This is a genomic window from Bradyrhizobium mercantei, from assembly GCF_001982635.1.
Lineage (GTDB): Bacteria > Pseudomonadota > Alphaproteobacteria > Rhizobiales > Xanthobacteraceae > Bradyrhizobium > Bradyrhizobium mercantei.
In genome coordinates this window covers 1,173,627-1,186,803 of sequence record NZ_MKFI01000001.1, presented here as the reverse complement: position 1 = coordinate 1,186,803, position 13,177 = coordinate 1,173,627, and the positions used below count along the sequence as shown (strand labels likewise).

The following is a 13,177-nucleotide window of genomic DNA, read 5'->3' as shown; positions in this document are numbered from 1 at the left end:
GGAATTTGCGGATGATGGCGCGATGCGGAAGTGTGAGCGCTTAGCCGTCATACTGGTCTGGCCCCATCGCCCATGGTGCCTGATCGTAGCCGTTGGCGAAGATGCGGTTGGTCTGGTCAGGATTGCGGTTGGCCAGGGGCCGCAGATACATCGGATGAGTGGCGCTGCGCACCTCGTGCTCGACGGTGAACAGATGCCGGCCATTGGCGGGATCGACGATGTCGCAGAAGCGGTACTGGTACTGATTGTCCTCGCGCGAGACCAGATTGCGCTCGCGCAGCCGCCTGTAGGGGCCCGAGAAGTCCGTGATGTAGATCTGGACGTGATGGCCGTCGAACTCGCCCTGCGCCTGATCTGTCTCGCGGAATTGCAGATACTGATCCTTGCCGACCTTTGCGCGCGCGACACCGCCGTCGACGCTCGCGGGAATGCCCATGATCTCCGGATAGAACCGGCTGATCGCCTCGGCGGTGCCACGCGGTACGGCGAATTCGACATAGGGCATGCCGAGCGCGATGCGCCCGAACCGCTCGGCGTCCGGCTCGTAGCAGCGCAGCCGATTGCCCCACGGGCAAATCGCCTCGACGTGATCATTGTGCTCGCGATAGCCGAACGCGGTGCCCTCGAGCTTGGGCGCAACCGCGGCGAGCCGCGCGAGCAGGGCCTGCCGTCCGGCGATCACGATGCCGGTATGGCCGCGCAGCACCTGTGGTCTGCCGCTCGGCAGATGAAACTGGCTACGGCCGGCATTCACCCACATGTTGCTGTCCGAGACCATCAGATAGGGATCGCGGGTCAGCCCGATGCCCGCGACGTAGAACAGCGTGGCGAGGCGCTGGTCCGGCACCTGCACATTGACATGTTCGAGATGGATGGCGTTGCCGAGATCTTCTGCGGCGCGGTCGAATGGCTGCTGCACGGCACGGCTCCCTGGATGCGGTGCCGCGCATGATAGTGCAACGGCACGGCCGATCCAGCTGACGGGCCATGAATGTTTCGCGGGGCTACCCTCCGTAACTCTGCACCAGGCTGCCGGCGACCAGCGCCCAGCCGTCGACCAGGACGAAGAAGATCAGCTTGAACGGCAGCGAGACCACGACCGGCGGCAGCATCATCATGCCCATCGACATCAGGACCGAGGCGACCACGAGGTCGATGATCAGGAACGGCAGGAATAACAGGAAGCCGATCTCGAAGGCGCGCTTCAATTCCGAGATCATGAAGGCCGGCACCAGGATGCGCAGCGACATCTCCTCCGGCGTCGCCGGCGGCGGCTCGCCCGAGAGGTCCATGAACAGCTTCAGGTCCTTCTCGCGGACGTTCTTCTGCATGAAGCCGCGCAGCGGCACCGAGGCGCGCTGCAACGCCTCCTCGACGCCGATCTGGTTGGCGACCAAGGGCTTGATGCCGTCGTCATAGGATTTCTGCAGCACCGGCCCCATCACGAAGGCGGTGAGGAACATCGCCAGCGCGATCATCACCGAGTTCGGCGGCGCGGTCGCGGTGCCGAGCGCGGTGCGCAGCAGCGACAGCACGACCACGATGCGCGTGAACGACGTCATCATGACCAGGATCGACGGCGCGATCGACAACACCGTGAGCAGCGCGATCAGCTGGATCGCGCGCTCGGTCACGCCGCCATTGCCGCCGCCGAGATTGATGGAGATGTCCTGCGCCATCGCCGGATCGGCGAAGGATCCGGCGGCGATCAGGACAGCGATGAAAAAAACTCTACGCGGGACTGCCCAGAACCTCACGAAGGGTTCTTCGGTCGGCCGAGCAGCGAGGCCATCTCGTCCTCGAGATTCTCGAAACCGGTCTTCTGTCCGCCGGCGGGCGGGGTGGGCTGCTCGCTGCGCGGTGCACGAACCGGTGGTGCCTCGGGGGCAACCGGCGGCGCGACGGTCTCACCGGGGCCGGTCGGACGGCGCAGTGCCGCCTCGAGCCGCTGCGCCATCTCGGCGAGATTGGCATCGGCGTTCGAGGCCGGCGGCGGCGCGGCCGGAGGTGCCTGCGTTGCGACCGGCGGCGGCGCAGGGGGAGGCGGAGGCGGCGGTGTCACGGCGCGCTCGGGCGCGCGCAGCGGCGGCGGCGCTTTCGGCGGCTCGGCAGCGCGCGGCGGACGCGGGACGACGGGCTCGGAGCGCGGCGGCAGACGCGGCGGCATCGGATCGGGCCGCGGCTCGCCGCGCTCGGGCGTGAAGCCCGTGAGCGGATCGCTACGACGCTCGGCGAGCGGCGGCGGGGGCCGGCGCAGTTCGTCGGCGAAGGAGGGGCGCGCCGGGCGCGGCGGCAGCTCCGGCTCGGGAAGGTCGAAATTCTCGGCGCGGGCGGCTTCGCTCTCGTTCCAGGCCGTATCCGGGAGCGGCGCGGCGCGCGGCAGCGCAGCCTCGGGGGCGACCGCGGGACGGGTCGACATCTGATCGCGGCCGGGCATGGCGCGGACGATGTTCGGCTCGACGACGATGTCGGTGGGGCCGCCGATCATCAGGAGATGCTCGATGTTGTCTCGGCGGACCAGCACCAGGCGGCGGCGGCCGTCGACGGCGGCCGCATCGATCACCGCCAGACGCGGCATGCGTCCGCGGTTGGCGTTGGCCCCGAGCCGGTTTCCGGCGAAGCGGCGAACGAGCCATGCGGTGACGCCGATCAGCGCCAGCACGACGACGAACGCCAAGACGAATGTAATGACCTGCATATTGGAGTCCCCGGCCATCTTGGCCTTCCTCAGCTTCCGCCATCAACGAGCGCGGATTGATAGGTGCGGTTTGCGCAGCGAATCGCGCCCGAGATTCGCCTTATTTCTTAATTCCCAGCGGCTTGCAGCCGAGTGTTCTATTAATAAACCAAGAATCGCTTGTCCCAAAACGACTTCTCAGCGCCCCACGCTGTCTTGGTTTGTGCTGGTTAACGCAGCATTCGTGGCGAAAATGCGCTCGCAGGCCGCAGTTGCGGCGTTCTCCACGGATCCGTCCGGCATTTTAACCATCCGTTAACCATACACCGGGCAAATTCTGCCTACCTCGGAAGAGCCCAGAGGTTAACGGAGCCGCGGCGATGGCCATGAACGATCTCCCGATCCTGTCGGCGTTGCGCACCAAGATGCAGTGGCATCAGGAGCGCCAGCGGGTGCTCGCCGAGAACATTTCCAATTCCGATACGCCGAACTTCCGGCCGCACGACCTGGTCGAGCCGAAGTTCGACCGGGCTGGCACGACGGTGGGCGGCGGCATGGGGACGCTGCCGATGATGCAGACCAGCGCCACCCACATGGCGGCCTCCGGCGCGGCAGACACATTCGACAATGACCGCGGCAAGAGCGGGTTCCAGACCCGGCCGGCCGGCAACGCGGTCAATCTCGAGGAGCAGATGATGAAGGTGTCGGCCAACCAGATGGACTTCGCGGCGGTCACCTCGCTCTACAGCAAGAGCCTGCATCTGCTGAAAACCGCGATCGGCAAGGGCTAGGCCACCTAACGGCGGCGGCAGGAGGATCCCATGGCAGATGGAACAAGCGATTTCGCCCGCTCGATGAGCATCGCGACCTCGGGCCTGCGCGCCCAGGCGGGACGGATGCGGGTGATCTCGGAAAATATCGCCAACGCTGATTCGACAGCGCAGACCGCGGGCGGCGATCCCTACCGCCGCAAGGTGCCGACCTTTTCGTCAGCGCTCGATCGCACGCTCGACGCCCAGGTCGTGACGCTCGGCCGGATCCGCCCCGACCAGTCGTCATTCCGCGTCAAGCACGAGCCGGGCAATCCGGCGGCCGACGCCTCCGGCAACGTCAAATATCCGAACGTCAATTCGATGGTCGAAATGACCGATATGCGCGACGCCCAGCGCTCCTACGAGGCGAACCTCAACATCATCAGCGCGACGCGGCGGATGATCCAGCGCACGCTCGACATCCTCAAGTCCTGACGCAACAAGAACAGGGAACGTAACTCATGGCTACACCGACAGTTGCCGCCAACGCCTACGCCAGCCTCGCAAAGATGATGGAGCGCGGCGGCGCCGAGAAGGCCGGCGCGCAGGCCGTCACCGGTCCGTCCTTCAGCGCGCTGCTCAAGGACTCCGTCGGCAGCGTGCTGGAAGCCGGCAAGAAGTCCGATGCGCAGACCATGGCGATGGCCTCGGGCAAGGCGAACGTGATGGACGTGGTGACGGCGGTCGCCGACACCGACGTTGCGGTCTCGACGCTGGTCTCAGTCCGCGACCGCGTGATCCAGGCCTACGAAGACATCATGAAGATGCCGATTTGACGTCGCTTGCGACGTCATCCCGGGGCGATGCGTAGCATCGAACCCGGGATCTCGAGGCTCCGGGTTCGATGCTTTGCATCGCCCCGGAACGACAGTGCAAGACAACCAACAGCGAGAACAACAATGACCGGTCCTGAAACTCTCGACGTGGCGCGCGATGCGATCTGGACCATCGTGATCGTGTCATCGCCCTTGATGGTGGTCGGCCTCGTGGTCGGCGTCGTGGTGTCGCTGTTCCAGGCGCTGACCCAGATCCAGGAACAGACGCTGGTCTTCGTGCCGAAGATCCTCGCGATCTTTGTCACATTGCTGCTGGCGCTGCCGTTCATGGCAGATTCGCTCAGCAGCCACATGATGCGGATTTCGTCGCGAATCATCGGCGGTTGATGCACTAATGCCGCGGTCATGCGCATCGATGTCTCCCTGCTGCCGGCGCTGGCCGCAATCTTCGTGCTGGTCTTCGCGCGCGTGGGCGCGATGGTGATGCTGCTGCCCGGTTTCGGCGAAAGCAACATCCCGGCGCGCGTCAAGCTGTCGATCGCGCTGCTGCTGACGCTGATCATCCTGCCCCTGCATCGCAACGCCTATCACGTCGATCTGACGTCGATATCCTCGCTCGGCGTCCTGATGGTGCATGAGCTCATCATCGGCATCGTGCTTGGCGCGACCGCGCGGGTGACGCTGTCGGCGCTCAACGTCGCGGGCTCCGTGATCGCGCAGCAGCTCGGCCTCGGCTTCGTCACCGCCGTCGATCCGACCCAGGGCCAGCAGGGCCAGATCGTCGGCAACTTCCTCACCATCCTCGGCCTGACGCTGCTGTTTGCCACCGACAGCCACTATCTGGTCATCGCGGCGCTGAGCGAGAGCTACCGCATCTTCTCGCCGGGCGAGATCATGCCGACCGGCGACGTCGCAGCCCTTGCGACCTCAGCCTTCTCCGCGGCCTTCAAGATCGGCCTGCAATTGTCGGCGCCGTTCCTGGTGTTCGGCCTCGTCTTCAACATCGGGCTCGGCGTGCTGGCGCGGCTGATGCCGCAGATGCAGGTCTACTTCGTCGGCGTGCCGCTCTCGATCATGATCGGCTTCCTGATCTTCGGCGTCGTGCTCGCCGCTATGATGAACACCTATCTCGACTACTTCCTCGGCGTCATGCGCCAGCTCGCTCCGATGAACTAGGGGAGAGCCTATGGCCGACGATACCGAAGACAAAACAGAAGACCCTACGCAAAAACGTCTCGACGAAGCCCTTGAGAAAGGCGACGTCGTCAAGAGCCAGGAGGTCAACACCTGGTTCGTGATCGCCGGCGCCACGCTGGTGCTGTCGACCTTCTCAGGCTCGATCGGCAGCGGCATCTTGATGCCGTTACGCAACTTGATCGCCAATTCATGGATGATCCGCACCGACGGTGCCGGCCTGCTTCAACTGACCCAGACGCTCGGCTACGCCGTGGTCGCCGCGATCGGCGTGCCGTTCCTGATGCTGGCGCTGGCCGCGGTTGCCGGCAACATGATCCAGCATCAGCTGGTGTGGTCGGGCGAGCAGCTGAAACCGAAATTCTCTAAGATCTCGCCGGCGGCCGGCTTCAAGCGGCTGTTCGGCAAGCAGGCGGTGGCGAACTTCCTGAAAGGCCTGTTCAAGCTGATCGCGCTCGGCGCCGTGATGGTCATGGTGCTGTGGCCGGACCGGATGCGGATGGAATCGTTCCTGCGGGTCGATCCGGCCGAGCTGTTGCCCGCCATCACCGGCATGACGGTGCACCTGCTGGCGGCGGTGGTCGCGATCCTGGCCGTGGTTGCGATCGCCGATTACTTCTTCCAGTACCGTACCTGGTACGAGCGTCACAAGATGTCGCTGCAGGAGATGAAAGAGGAGTTCAAGCAGTCGGAAGGCGACCCGCACGTCAAGGGCAGGATCAAGCAGTTGCGGGTGCAGCGCGCCAAGAAGCGCATGATGGCCCAGGTTCCGAAGGCCTCGGTGATCATCACCAACCCGACCCACTATTCGGTCGCGCTGGCCTATGACCGCAGCATGTCGGCGCCGATCTGCGTCGCCAAGGGCGTCGACGTCCTCGCTTTCAGGATCAGGGAGATCGCCAAGGAGCACGACATTCCGATCGTGGAGAACGTGCCACTGGCCAGGGCGCTCTATGCGACCGTCGACATCGACAAGGAAATCCCGGTCGAGCACTATCATGCGGTTGCCGAAATCATCGGTTACGTGATGCGGCTGAGGCGCGGGCTGTCCGGCCTGCGGCACTAAGGGGCGGAAAACCGCTTGAAATGCGCGTAACTTGCGAAATCGCCGCCTGATGGACTTGCGTTTTCGGGTCCGATTCAGGCACTCAGGAGCAAGGTGGCCGGCCGGTCGCCTTCGTGATGCAGACGAGCCATGTCTCTCCAGATGACCGCCGATAGCAACGATCCTCCCGTGACCGAGCCGTTCGTGGCCCACGGGCCAGCGCGGCGGAGCGGCAGCATCCTGCTGGTGGTCCTGATCGCCATCGGCATCGTCGCTGTGGCAGTCTGGCTGATGACCATCGGCCGCACCCAGGCGCAGCCCTATATCCTCGCCGTGCTGGCGCTGCTCGCCACCGTCGGCCTGTTCAACCTGTTCGCGCTGGCCGCCGGCATCATCCGCTTCTCCGACCGCGCCACCGACGATCCCGTGATGGCACGGATCGCCGACCAGGCCCAGGAAGGGCTCGTGGTCACCGACTCCCGCGGCCACGTGGTCTATTCCAATGCCGCCTATCTGACGCTGACCGGCGCGGCCGGCCCGCAGGACGTCCGTCCCGTCGAGCGTGTCTTCATCGGCAACCCCGACGTGTCTGAGGCGGTGTTCCGCCTCCTGAAGGCGGCGCGCGAGGGCAAGCGGCAGCAGGAGGAGGTCCGCGTCGCCGGGCGCGAAGCCGGGCAGGGCCGTTGGCTGCGGCTGCGGGTCCGTCCGCTCGGCGAGGGCAAGCGCGACGCCAGATATGCGGTGTGGTCGATCGCCGACATCACCCGCGACCGTGAGCGCCAGGAAGACGTGTTCCAGGAACTGCGGCACGCGATCGAATATCTCGATCACGCGCCATGCGGCTTCTTCTCGGTCAATCCGGCCGGCGAGATCGCCTATGTCAACGCCACGCTGGCCAATTGGCTGGACTATGACCTGGCCGAGATCGGGTCGGGCGGGCTGAAGCTGACCGATATCGTCTCGGGCGACGGCGCGGCGCTCCTGACCTCGATTGCGGCGGTGCCCGGCGAGGTCAAGACCGAGGTGTTCGATATCGACCTGCGCATGCGCGGCGGCAAGACCGTGCCGGTGCGGCTCTATCACAAGCTCGCCTTCGGCGCCGACGGCGCGGCGGGCGCCTCGCGCACGCTGGTGATCAGCCGCGCCCGCGACGAGCATTCCGATCCGGAGCGCGCCGCCGAGGTGCGCTTCATGCGCTTCTTCGACCATACGCCGATGGCGATCGCGACCGTCGACCGCGGCGGCAATGTGGTCGGCGCCAATGCGCGCTACGCCAAGCTGGCGCAGGGGCTGAACGGCGACGGCGGCGCGGCCAAGTCGATTTTCCGCGCGGTCAATCCGCGCGACCGTGGCCTCCTGATCGCCGCGATCAACCAGGCTGCCGAGGGGCAGGGCGACATCGCGCCGGTCGAGGTGATGCTCGACGGGCCCAAGGAGCGCTTTGCCCAGTTCTTCGTCACGACCATCGAGAAGGACGAGCGCGACGCCGAGACCGCGATCGTCTACATGCTCGAGATCACCGAGCGTCGCGCGCTGGAAAACCAGATCAACCAGTCGCAGAAGATGGAGATGGTCGGCCAGCTCGCCGGCGGCATCGCGCACGACTTCAACAACGTGCTGTCGGCCATCATGATGGCGAACGACTTCCTGCTGAACGCGCACAAGCCGACCGACCCGTCGTTCCAGGACATCATGCAGATCAAGCAGAACGCCACCCGCGCCGCGACGCTGGTGCGGCAGCTCCTGGCGTTCTCGCGCCGCCAGACGCTGCGGCCGCAGGTGCTCGATCTCGGCGACGCATTGAGCGATCTCACCATGCTGCTGCGCCGGCTGATCGGCGAGAAGGTCAAGCTCGACCTCGTGCATGGCCGCGACCTGTGGCCGGTGAAGGTCGACGTCTCGCAGTTCGAGCAGGTGGTGGTCAATCTCGCGGTGAACGCGCGCGATGCGATGCCCGACGGCGGCAAGCTGATCATCCGCACCGCCAACGTGCCGACCGAGGAGGCCGCCCAGCTCGCCAACAAGGGCATGCCGGCGGCCGACTATGTGAAGATCGAGATCTCGGACACCGGCACCGGCATTCCGCACGAGATCATCGACAAGATCTTCGAGCCGTTCTTCTCGACCAAGGAGGTCGGCAAGGGCACCGGGCTCGGCCTGTCCACGGTCTACGGCATCGTCAAGCAGACCGGCGGCTTCGTCTATGTCGATTCCGTGCCGGGCGGCGGCACCACGTTCCGGATCTATCTGCCGCGGCATCGCCAGGAGCAGGAGATCGCGCCTGAAACGCAGGCCGGCAACGGCGCCGCAAAGGACGCCGCGGCCGCGGCGGAAGCTGCCAAGCCGAAGCCGGATCTCACCGGGCAGGGCACCATCCTGCTGGTCGAGGACGAGGACGGTCTGCGCTCGCTCAATGCGCGCGGCCTGCGTTCGCGCGGCTACAGCGTGATCGAGGCCGCCAATGGCGTCGAGGCGCTGGAGGCGTTCGAGGAGAAGAACGGCGCCGTCGATCTCGTGGTCTCCGACGTCGTGATGCCGGAGATGGACGGGCCGACGCTGCTGAAGGAAATGCGCAGCCGCAATGCCGAGCTCAAGATCATCTTCGTCTCCGGTTATGCCGAGGACGCGTTCGAGAAGAGCCTGCCGGAGAACCAGCAGTTTGCATTCCTGCCGAAGCCTTTCACGCTGACGCAACTGGTGGCTGCGGTGAAGGAAACCATGACGGCGAATTAGCCGCGCGGCGGGTTTCCCCGCGGTTTTGCCCTTGCTGGCGAGGTTCCGGACGGATGCTGTTCCGGTTGAAACCGGGCCTCATCTCGCGGTAGGACGCGCCGTCGCATCCACAAGGACCATAGTGTCACATCACCGCGACCGAGGGCCGCAGCCGCGGTTCCCGTTTCCCGCTTCACTTTTATCAGGCCCTGCCCATCTTAGCGGCGTTTCCCCATGCCGGGGAATCCTTTGAGGAAACCAACATGAATTTCTCGCAACGCACGCGTGGAATTGTTCGGGCGATCGCCGTCGCGATGGCGCTGGCGCTGCCCGTGATGATGACCGTTTCGGCGGCCGACGCCCGCGTTGGCGGTGGCGGCTCGCGCGGCTCGCGAACATTCTCGGCGCCGCCCTCGACCAGCACCGCGCCGGGCTCGGTTGCGCCGATGAACCGTACCTTCAGCCAGCCTGGTAGCCCGAACATGGGCTCGCCGGCGGCGGCGAATTCCGGCGGCCTGTTCGGCCGCGGCGGCATGGGCCGTGGTCTGCTCGGCGGCCTGGCCGCGGGCTTCCTTGGCGCCGGCCTGTTCGGCATGCTGTTCGGCGGCGGCCTGTTCTCGGGTCTCGGCGGCCTGTCGTCGATGCTCGGCCTGCTGCTGCAGATCGGCCTGATCGTGCTCGTGGTCCGGCTCGCGATGTCGTGGTGGCAGCGCCGCAATGCACCGGCCGCCGCCTATGCGGGTGGCCCCGACGTCGGCCCCGGCCCGCAGGCGAACGCCCGCTCGGGCTTCGGCTTTGGCCTCGGCGGCGGATCGAACGCGCCGGTCGAGATCGCGCCTGGCGACTACGAGACGTTCGAGCGGCTGCTCGGCGACATCCAGACCGCGTGGTCCAACGAGGACATCGCGAAGCTGCACACGCTCGCGACGCCTGAGATGGTGTCGTACTTCTCTAGGGATCTTGAGGAGAACAAGGCGCGCAACGTCACCAACAAGGTGACCAATGTAAAGCTCTTGCAGGGCGATCTGGCGGAGGCCTGGCGCGAAGGCGACAGCGAATACGCGACGGTCGCGATGCGCTACTCGCTGGTCGACACCATGCTCGAGCGCGGCACCGGCCGCGTGGTCAGCGGCAACGGACAGCCGGAGGAGGTCACCGAGGTCTGGACCTTCGTGCGCCAGCGCGGCGGCAATTGGGAGCTCTCGGCGATCCAGCAGACCAACTGATCGATTGCCTGATATGAGTGTTACAAGGCGCCGCGGCCTGGTCCGCGGCGCCTTTGTTTTGCGCGCTGCATTGGCACGGCGTCGCGCCGGAATATCCGGACACGCCGCGGGTTGATGTCAGCGGACCATAACAACCATCGGGAGGATGAGATGAAGATCGTTGCGCAGTTCGCGGTTCCCGCCTGTCTTGCATTCGTGGTGATGACCGCGCCCGCTGCGGCGCAGACCGCCGACACCAGCTTCTTCGTGACCAGCAACGGCATCGGCAATGGCGGCAATCTCGGCGGGCTCGCCGGCGCCGACAATCATTGCCAGACCCTGGCGCAGGCCGCGGGCTTCGGCGCGCCGAAGACGTGGCGTGCCTATCTCTCGACCCAGGCGGCCGACGGCAAGCCCGCGGTGAATGCGCGCGATCGGATCGGCAACGGGCCGTGGAAGAACGTGAAGGGCGTCGTGGTCGCCAAGGACGTCGCCGATCTGCACAGCGCCGGCAACAATCTCACCAAGCAGACCGCTCTGTCCGAGAAGGGCGAGGTCGTCAACGGTGCCGGCGACACGCCGAACCGTCACGACATCCTGACGGGATCGCAGGCGGACGGGACGGCGTTTGCGGCCGGTGAGGACCGCACGTGCAAGAACTGGACGAGCAGCACGCAGGGCGCCGCCATGGTCGGGCATTTCGACCGCAAGGGCCTGCGCGACGACGAGCCGTCAAAATCCTGGAACATGTCGCATCCCTCGCGCGGCCCGGATGGCGGCTGCTCGCAGGCCGATCTGAAGAGCACCGGCGGCGACGGCTTGCTGTATTGCTTCGCGGCGAACTGAGGGGGAGCGCGGAGCACGCATCTGCCTCGTCATTGCGAGGAGCTCACGACAAAATTGCAAAGCAATTTTGCGCTTAAGCGACGAAGCAATCCATCGCGCCGCATATGCGGAAAAATGGATTGCTTCGCTCCGCTCGCAATGACGGGGGGCGCGCGCTTAGCTCTTCTTGCGCTTGACGGTCTTCTCGACCGCCTTCTTGCCCGTCTTCTTTTTCTTCGCGGCCTTCTTCTTGGCCGCGAAATAGGCCTCGACCTTCTTCGAGGAATGTCCGACGGCGGCGACCGCCGTCTTGAGCCGGGCAGGCGTCACCTTGAACTTTGTCGACCAGTAACGGACTTCGTAGGGTTGGCTGATCGCGATCCGTGCGCGGTCGGCGGCCTTGTGCCGCTGCTCCTTGAAATAGGCTTCCACCTTCTTGGCGGAATGCCCGACCTTCTTGACGGCGGCTTTCAGCTTCGCCGGCGTGACCTTGAACTTCTTGGACCAGTACGCAACTTCGTAGGACTCGCTCAACGCGATCAGGGCGCGATCCTGTGCGCCCCGCTTCTTCTTATTTTCCGCCATAAGATGATCCTTCATCGAAGATTCGACGCTGGAACCTTAGCAGTCCCTGCGCGGTTCGGACAGGCGGCCGGTGCGCGATGGACGATCTGACCGCGGCGCGGCTACGATCGCGGTGAAGAGCGACGACGCTTGCGGAGTTTTCGGAGGTAAGTGCATGCACTATCAGCTTTACTACTGGCCAATGATCCAGGGCCGCGGCGAATATGTCCGCCTCGCGCTCGAGGATGCCGGCGCTGGATACACGGACGTTGCGCGCGGCAAGGGCGGCACCGGCGCCATGATGAAGATGATGGACGCGCACAAGGGCACGCCGCCATTTGCGCCGCCGTTCCTCAAGGCCGGCAGTCTCGTGATCGGGCAGACCGCCAACATCCTGCTCTATCTCGGCGCCCGCCACGGCCTGGCGCCGAAGGCGGAGGCTGGAAAGCTCTGGGTGCACCAGCTTCAGCTAACGATCGCGGATTTCGTGCTGGAGATTCACGACACCCATCATCCGCTCGGCCCGTCGCTGTATTACGAGGACCAGAAGGCACCGGCGAAGAAGCGCACCGAGGAGTTCTGGGCGTCGCGGGTGCCGAAATATCTCGGCTATTTCGAGGATCTGGTCGCGGCGAATGGCGGCACCTTCGTCACTGGACGCAGGCTAACCTACGTCGACCTGTCGCTGTTCCAGATCGTGGAAGGCCTGCGCTACGCCTTTCCGAAGCGCATGGCCGCGTTCGAGAAGAAGGTGCCCCGCCTGATCGCGCTGCGCGATCGCATCGCCGAGCGGCCGAACATCAAGGCGTATCTGGCAAGCGAACGGCGGATTCCGTTCAACGAGGAGGGGATCTTCCGGCGCTACAAGGCGCTGGATTTGTAGGCGCCGGTGCTCGGGCTCGTTGCCTCGTCATGGCCGGGCTCGACCCGGCCATCCATGTCTTTGACTCCAGATGATGGATGCCCGGGGCAAGCCCGGGCATGACGAAGGGAGAGCGCTACCGGCTCTTCCCGTCCACCGGCGTCATCGTGATCTTCGATAGATCGATGCCGTCGATGCAGCTGACATTGAGCGCCACGATGTCGGTGCCGTCGGGCTTCTTGCCGCGTGCGAATACGTCGACGCCGCAGTCGACGCAGAGCTGGTGGCGGATCGCATGGCGGTTGAACAGATATTCCCTCAGGTTCTCGGCGCCGGCGCGAAGCTGGAAGCTCATTGGCGGCATGAACACGAAGTGCAGGCCCTTCTTGGTGCAGATCGAACAGTTGCAGGCCGTCACCATCGCCATGTCGGTGGTGCATTCGAAGCGGACCTGGCCGCAATGGCAGCCGCCGGTATAGGTCTTGCTCTCAGCCATGATGGTTCC

General features: G+C 65.3%; 15 protein-coding genes. 10 read left to right on the top strand and 5 right to left on the bottom strand.

Annotated elements, in window-relative coordinates; genetic code table 11:
• Positions 1-40: 40 nt before the first annotated feature.
• The 3 genes from BI327_RS05830 to BI327_RS05820 form a co-directional block, all read right to left on the bottom strand.
• Positions 41-919, bottom strand: coding sequence for a hypothetical protein (locus BI327_RS05830; protein WP_076858763.1), 879 nt, complete (start codon positions 917-919; stop codon positions 41-43).
• Between the two features lie 85 nt (positions 920-1,004).
• On the bottom strand, positions 1,005-1,757 hold the full coding sequence (gene fliP, locus BI327_RS05825) for a flagellar type III secretion system pore protein FliP (protein WP_076858762.1): 753 nt from the start codon (positions 1,755-1,757) through the stop codon (positions 1,005-1,007).
• On the bottom strand, positions 1,754-2,698 hold the full coding sequence (locus tag BI327_RS05820; RefSeq protein WP_076858761.1) for a flagellar biosynthetic protein FliO: 945 nt from the start codon (positions 2,696-2,698) through the stop codon (positions 1,754-1,756). The genes fliP and BI327_RS05820 overlap by 4 nt, the downstream gene beginning before the upstream one ends.
• 359 nt (positions 2,699-3,057) lie before the next feature.
• Between BI327_RS05820 and flgB the strand changes: the two genes are divergently transcribed.
• From flgB to BI327_RS05775, 9 genes are all read left to right on the top strand, one after another.
• Positions 3,058-3,468 carry a flagellar basal body rod protein FlgB gene (flgB, locus tag BI327_RS05815; RefSeq protein WP_076858760.1) on the top strand — a complete coding sequence of 137 codons (411 nt, stop codon included), beginning with the start codon at positions 3,058-3,060 and terminating at the stop codon, positions 3,466-3,468.
• A 30-nt stretch (positions 3,469-3,498) separates the two neighbouring features.
• Positions 3,499-3,924: a flagellar basal body rod protein FlgC gene (gene flgC, locus BI327_RS05810; RefSeq protein ID WP_076858759.1), complete on the top strand. Its 426-nt coding sequence runs from the start codon at positions 3,499-3,501 to the stop codon at positions 3,922-3,924.
• A gap of 26 nt (positions 3,925-3,950) precedes the next feature.
• A complete protein-coding gene (gene fliE / locus BI327_RS05805; protein ID WP_076858758.1) occupies positions 3,951-4,265 on the top strand; it encodes a flagellar hook-basal body complex protein FliE in 315 nt (104 codons plus the stop codon).
• Positions 4,266-4,388: 123 nt separating this feature from the next.
• Positions 4,389-4,652, top strand: a complete 264-nt coding sequence (gene fliQ, locus BI327_RS05800) for a flagellar biosynthesis protein FliQ (RefSeq protein WP_021077937.1) — start codon at positions 4,389-4,391, stop codon at positions 4,650-4,652.
• An 18-nt stretch (positions 4,653-4,670) separates the two neighbouring features.
• Positions 4,671-5,441: a flagellar biosynthetic protein FliR gene (gene fliR, locus BI327_RS05795; RefSeq protein ID WP_076858757.1), complete on the top strand. Its 771-nt coding sequence runs from the start codon at positions 4,671-4,673 to the stop codon at positions 5,439-5,441.
• Positions 5,442-5,451: 10 nt separating this feature from the next.
• A complete protein-coding gene (gene flhB / locus BI327_RS05790; protein ID WP_076858756.1) occupies positions 5,452-6,525 on the top strand; it encodes a flagellar biosynthesis protein FlhB in 1,074 nt (357 codons plus the stop codon).
• Between the two features lie 141 nt (positions 6,526-6,666).
• Positions 6,667-9,237, top strand: coding sequence for a cell cycle histidine kinase CckA (gene cckA, locus BI327_RS05785; protein WP_076858755.1), 2,571 nt, complete (start codon positions 6,667-6,669; stop codon positions 9,235-9,237).
• A gap of 242 nt (positions 9,238-9,479) precedes the next feature.
• Positions 9,480-10,442 (top strand): Tim44 domain-containing protein, encoded by a 963-nt coding sequence (locus BI327_RS05780; protein ID WP_076858754.1) that lies wholly within the window; start codon positions 9,480-9,482, stop codon positions 10,440-10,442.
• A 150-nt stretch (positions 10,443-10,592) separates the two neighbouring features.
• Complete coding sequence (locus BI327_RS05775) at positions 10,593-11,267, top strand: lectin (protein ID WP_076858753.1); 675 nt, start codon at positions 10,593-10,595, stop codon at positions 11,265-11,267.
• 156 nt (positions 11,268-11,423) lie between these two features.
• Here the strand turns inward: BI327_RS05775 and BI327_RS05770 are convergent, their stop codons facing one another.
• Positions 11,424-11,831: a DUF3606 domain-containing protein gene (locus tag BI327_RS05770; protein ID WP_076858752.1), complete on the bottom strand. Its 408-nt coding sequence runs from the start codon at positions 11,829-11,831 to the stop codon at positions 11,424-11,426.
• Between the two features lie 154 nt (positions 11,832-11,985).
• Between BI327_RS05770 and BI327_RS05765 the strand changes: the two genes are divergently transcribed.
• Entirely contained in the window at positions 11,986-12,693 is a 708-nt protein-coding gene (locus tag BI327_RS05765) for a glutathione S-transferase (protein WP_076858751.1), read from the top strand.
• A gap of 115 nt (positions 12,694-12,808) precedes the next feature.
• On the opposite strand, the gene BI327_RS05760 is transcribed toward BI327_RS05765, so the two are convergent.
• Complete coding sequence (locus BI327_RS05760; protein WP_076858750.1) at positions 12,809-13,168, bottom strand: GFA family protein; 360 nt, start codon at positions 13,166-13,168, stop codon at positions 12,809-12,811.
• Positions 13,169-13,177: the final 9 nt, after the last annotated feature.

Bases quoted from the DNA above. Each gene is read 5' to 3' on its own strand.
- BI327_RS05820 (WP_076858761.1), bottom strand. From the start codon at position 2,698: ATGCAGGTCATTACATTCGTCTTGGCGTTCGTCGTCGTGCTGGCGCTG.
- flgB (WP_076858760.1), top strand. From the start codon at position 3,058: ATGGCCATGAACGATCTCCCGATCCTGTCGGCGTTGCGCACCAAGATG.
- flgC (WP_076858759.1), top strand. From the start codon at position 3,499: ATGGCAGATGGAACAAGCGATTTCGCCCGCTCGATGAGCATCGCGACC.
- fliE (WP_076858758.1), top strand. From the start codon at position 3,951: ATGGCTACACCGACAGTTGCCGCCAACGCCTACGCCAGCCTCGCAAAG.
- fliQ (WP_021077937.1), top strand. From the start codon at position 4,389: ATGACCGGTCCTGAAACTCTCGACGTGGCGCGCGATGCGATCTGGACC.
- fliR (WP_076858757.1), top strand. From the start codon at position 4,671: ATGCGCATCGATGTCTCCCTGCTGCCGGCGCTGGCCGCAATCTTCGTG.
- flhB (WP_076858756.1), top strand. From the start codon at position 5,452: ATGGCCGACGATACCGAAGACAAAACAGAAGACCCTACGCAAAAACGT.
- cckA (WP_076858755.1), top strand. From the start codon at position 6,667: ATGACCGCCGATAGCAACGATCCTCCCGTGACCGAGCCGTTCGTGGCC.
- BI327_RS05780 (WP_076858754.1), top strand. From the start codon at position 9,480: ATGAATTTCTCGCAACGCACGCGTGGAATTGTTCGGGCGATCGCCGTC.
- BI327_RS05775 (WP_076858753.1), top strand. From the start codon at position 10,593: ATGAAGATCGTTGCGCAGTTCGCGGTTCCCGCCTGTCTTGCATTCGTG.
- BI327_RS05770 (WP_076858752.1), bottom strand. From the start codon at position 11,831: ATGGCGGAAAATAAGAAGAAGCGGGGCGCACAGGATCGCGCCCTGATC.
- BI327_RS05765 (WP_076858751.1), top strand. From the start codon at position 11,986: ATGCACTATCAGCTTTACTACTGGCCAATGATCCAGGGCCGCGGCGAA.
- BI327_RS05760 (WP_076858750.1), bottom strand. From the start codon at position 13,168: ATGGCTGAGAGCAAGACCTATACCGGCGGCTGCCATTGCGGCCAGGTC.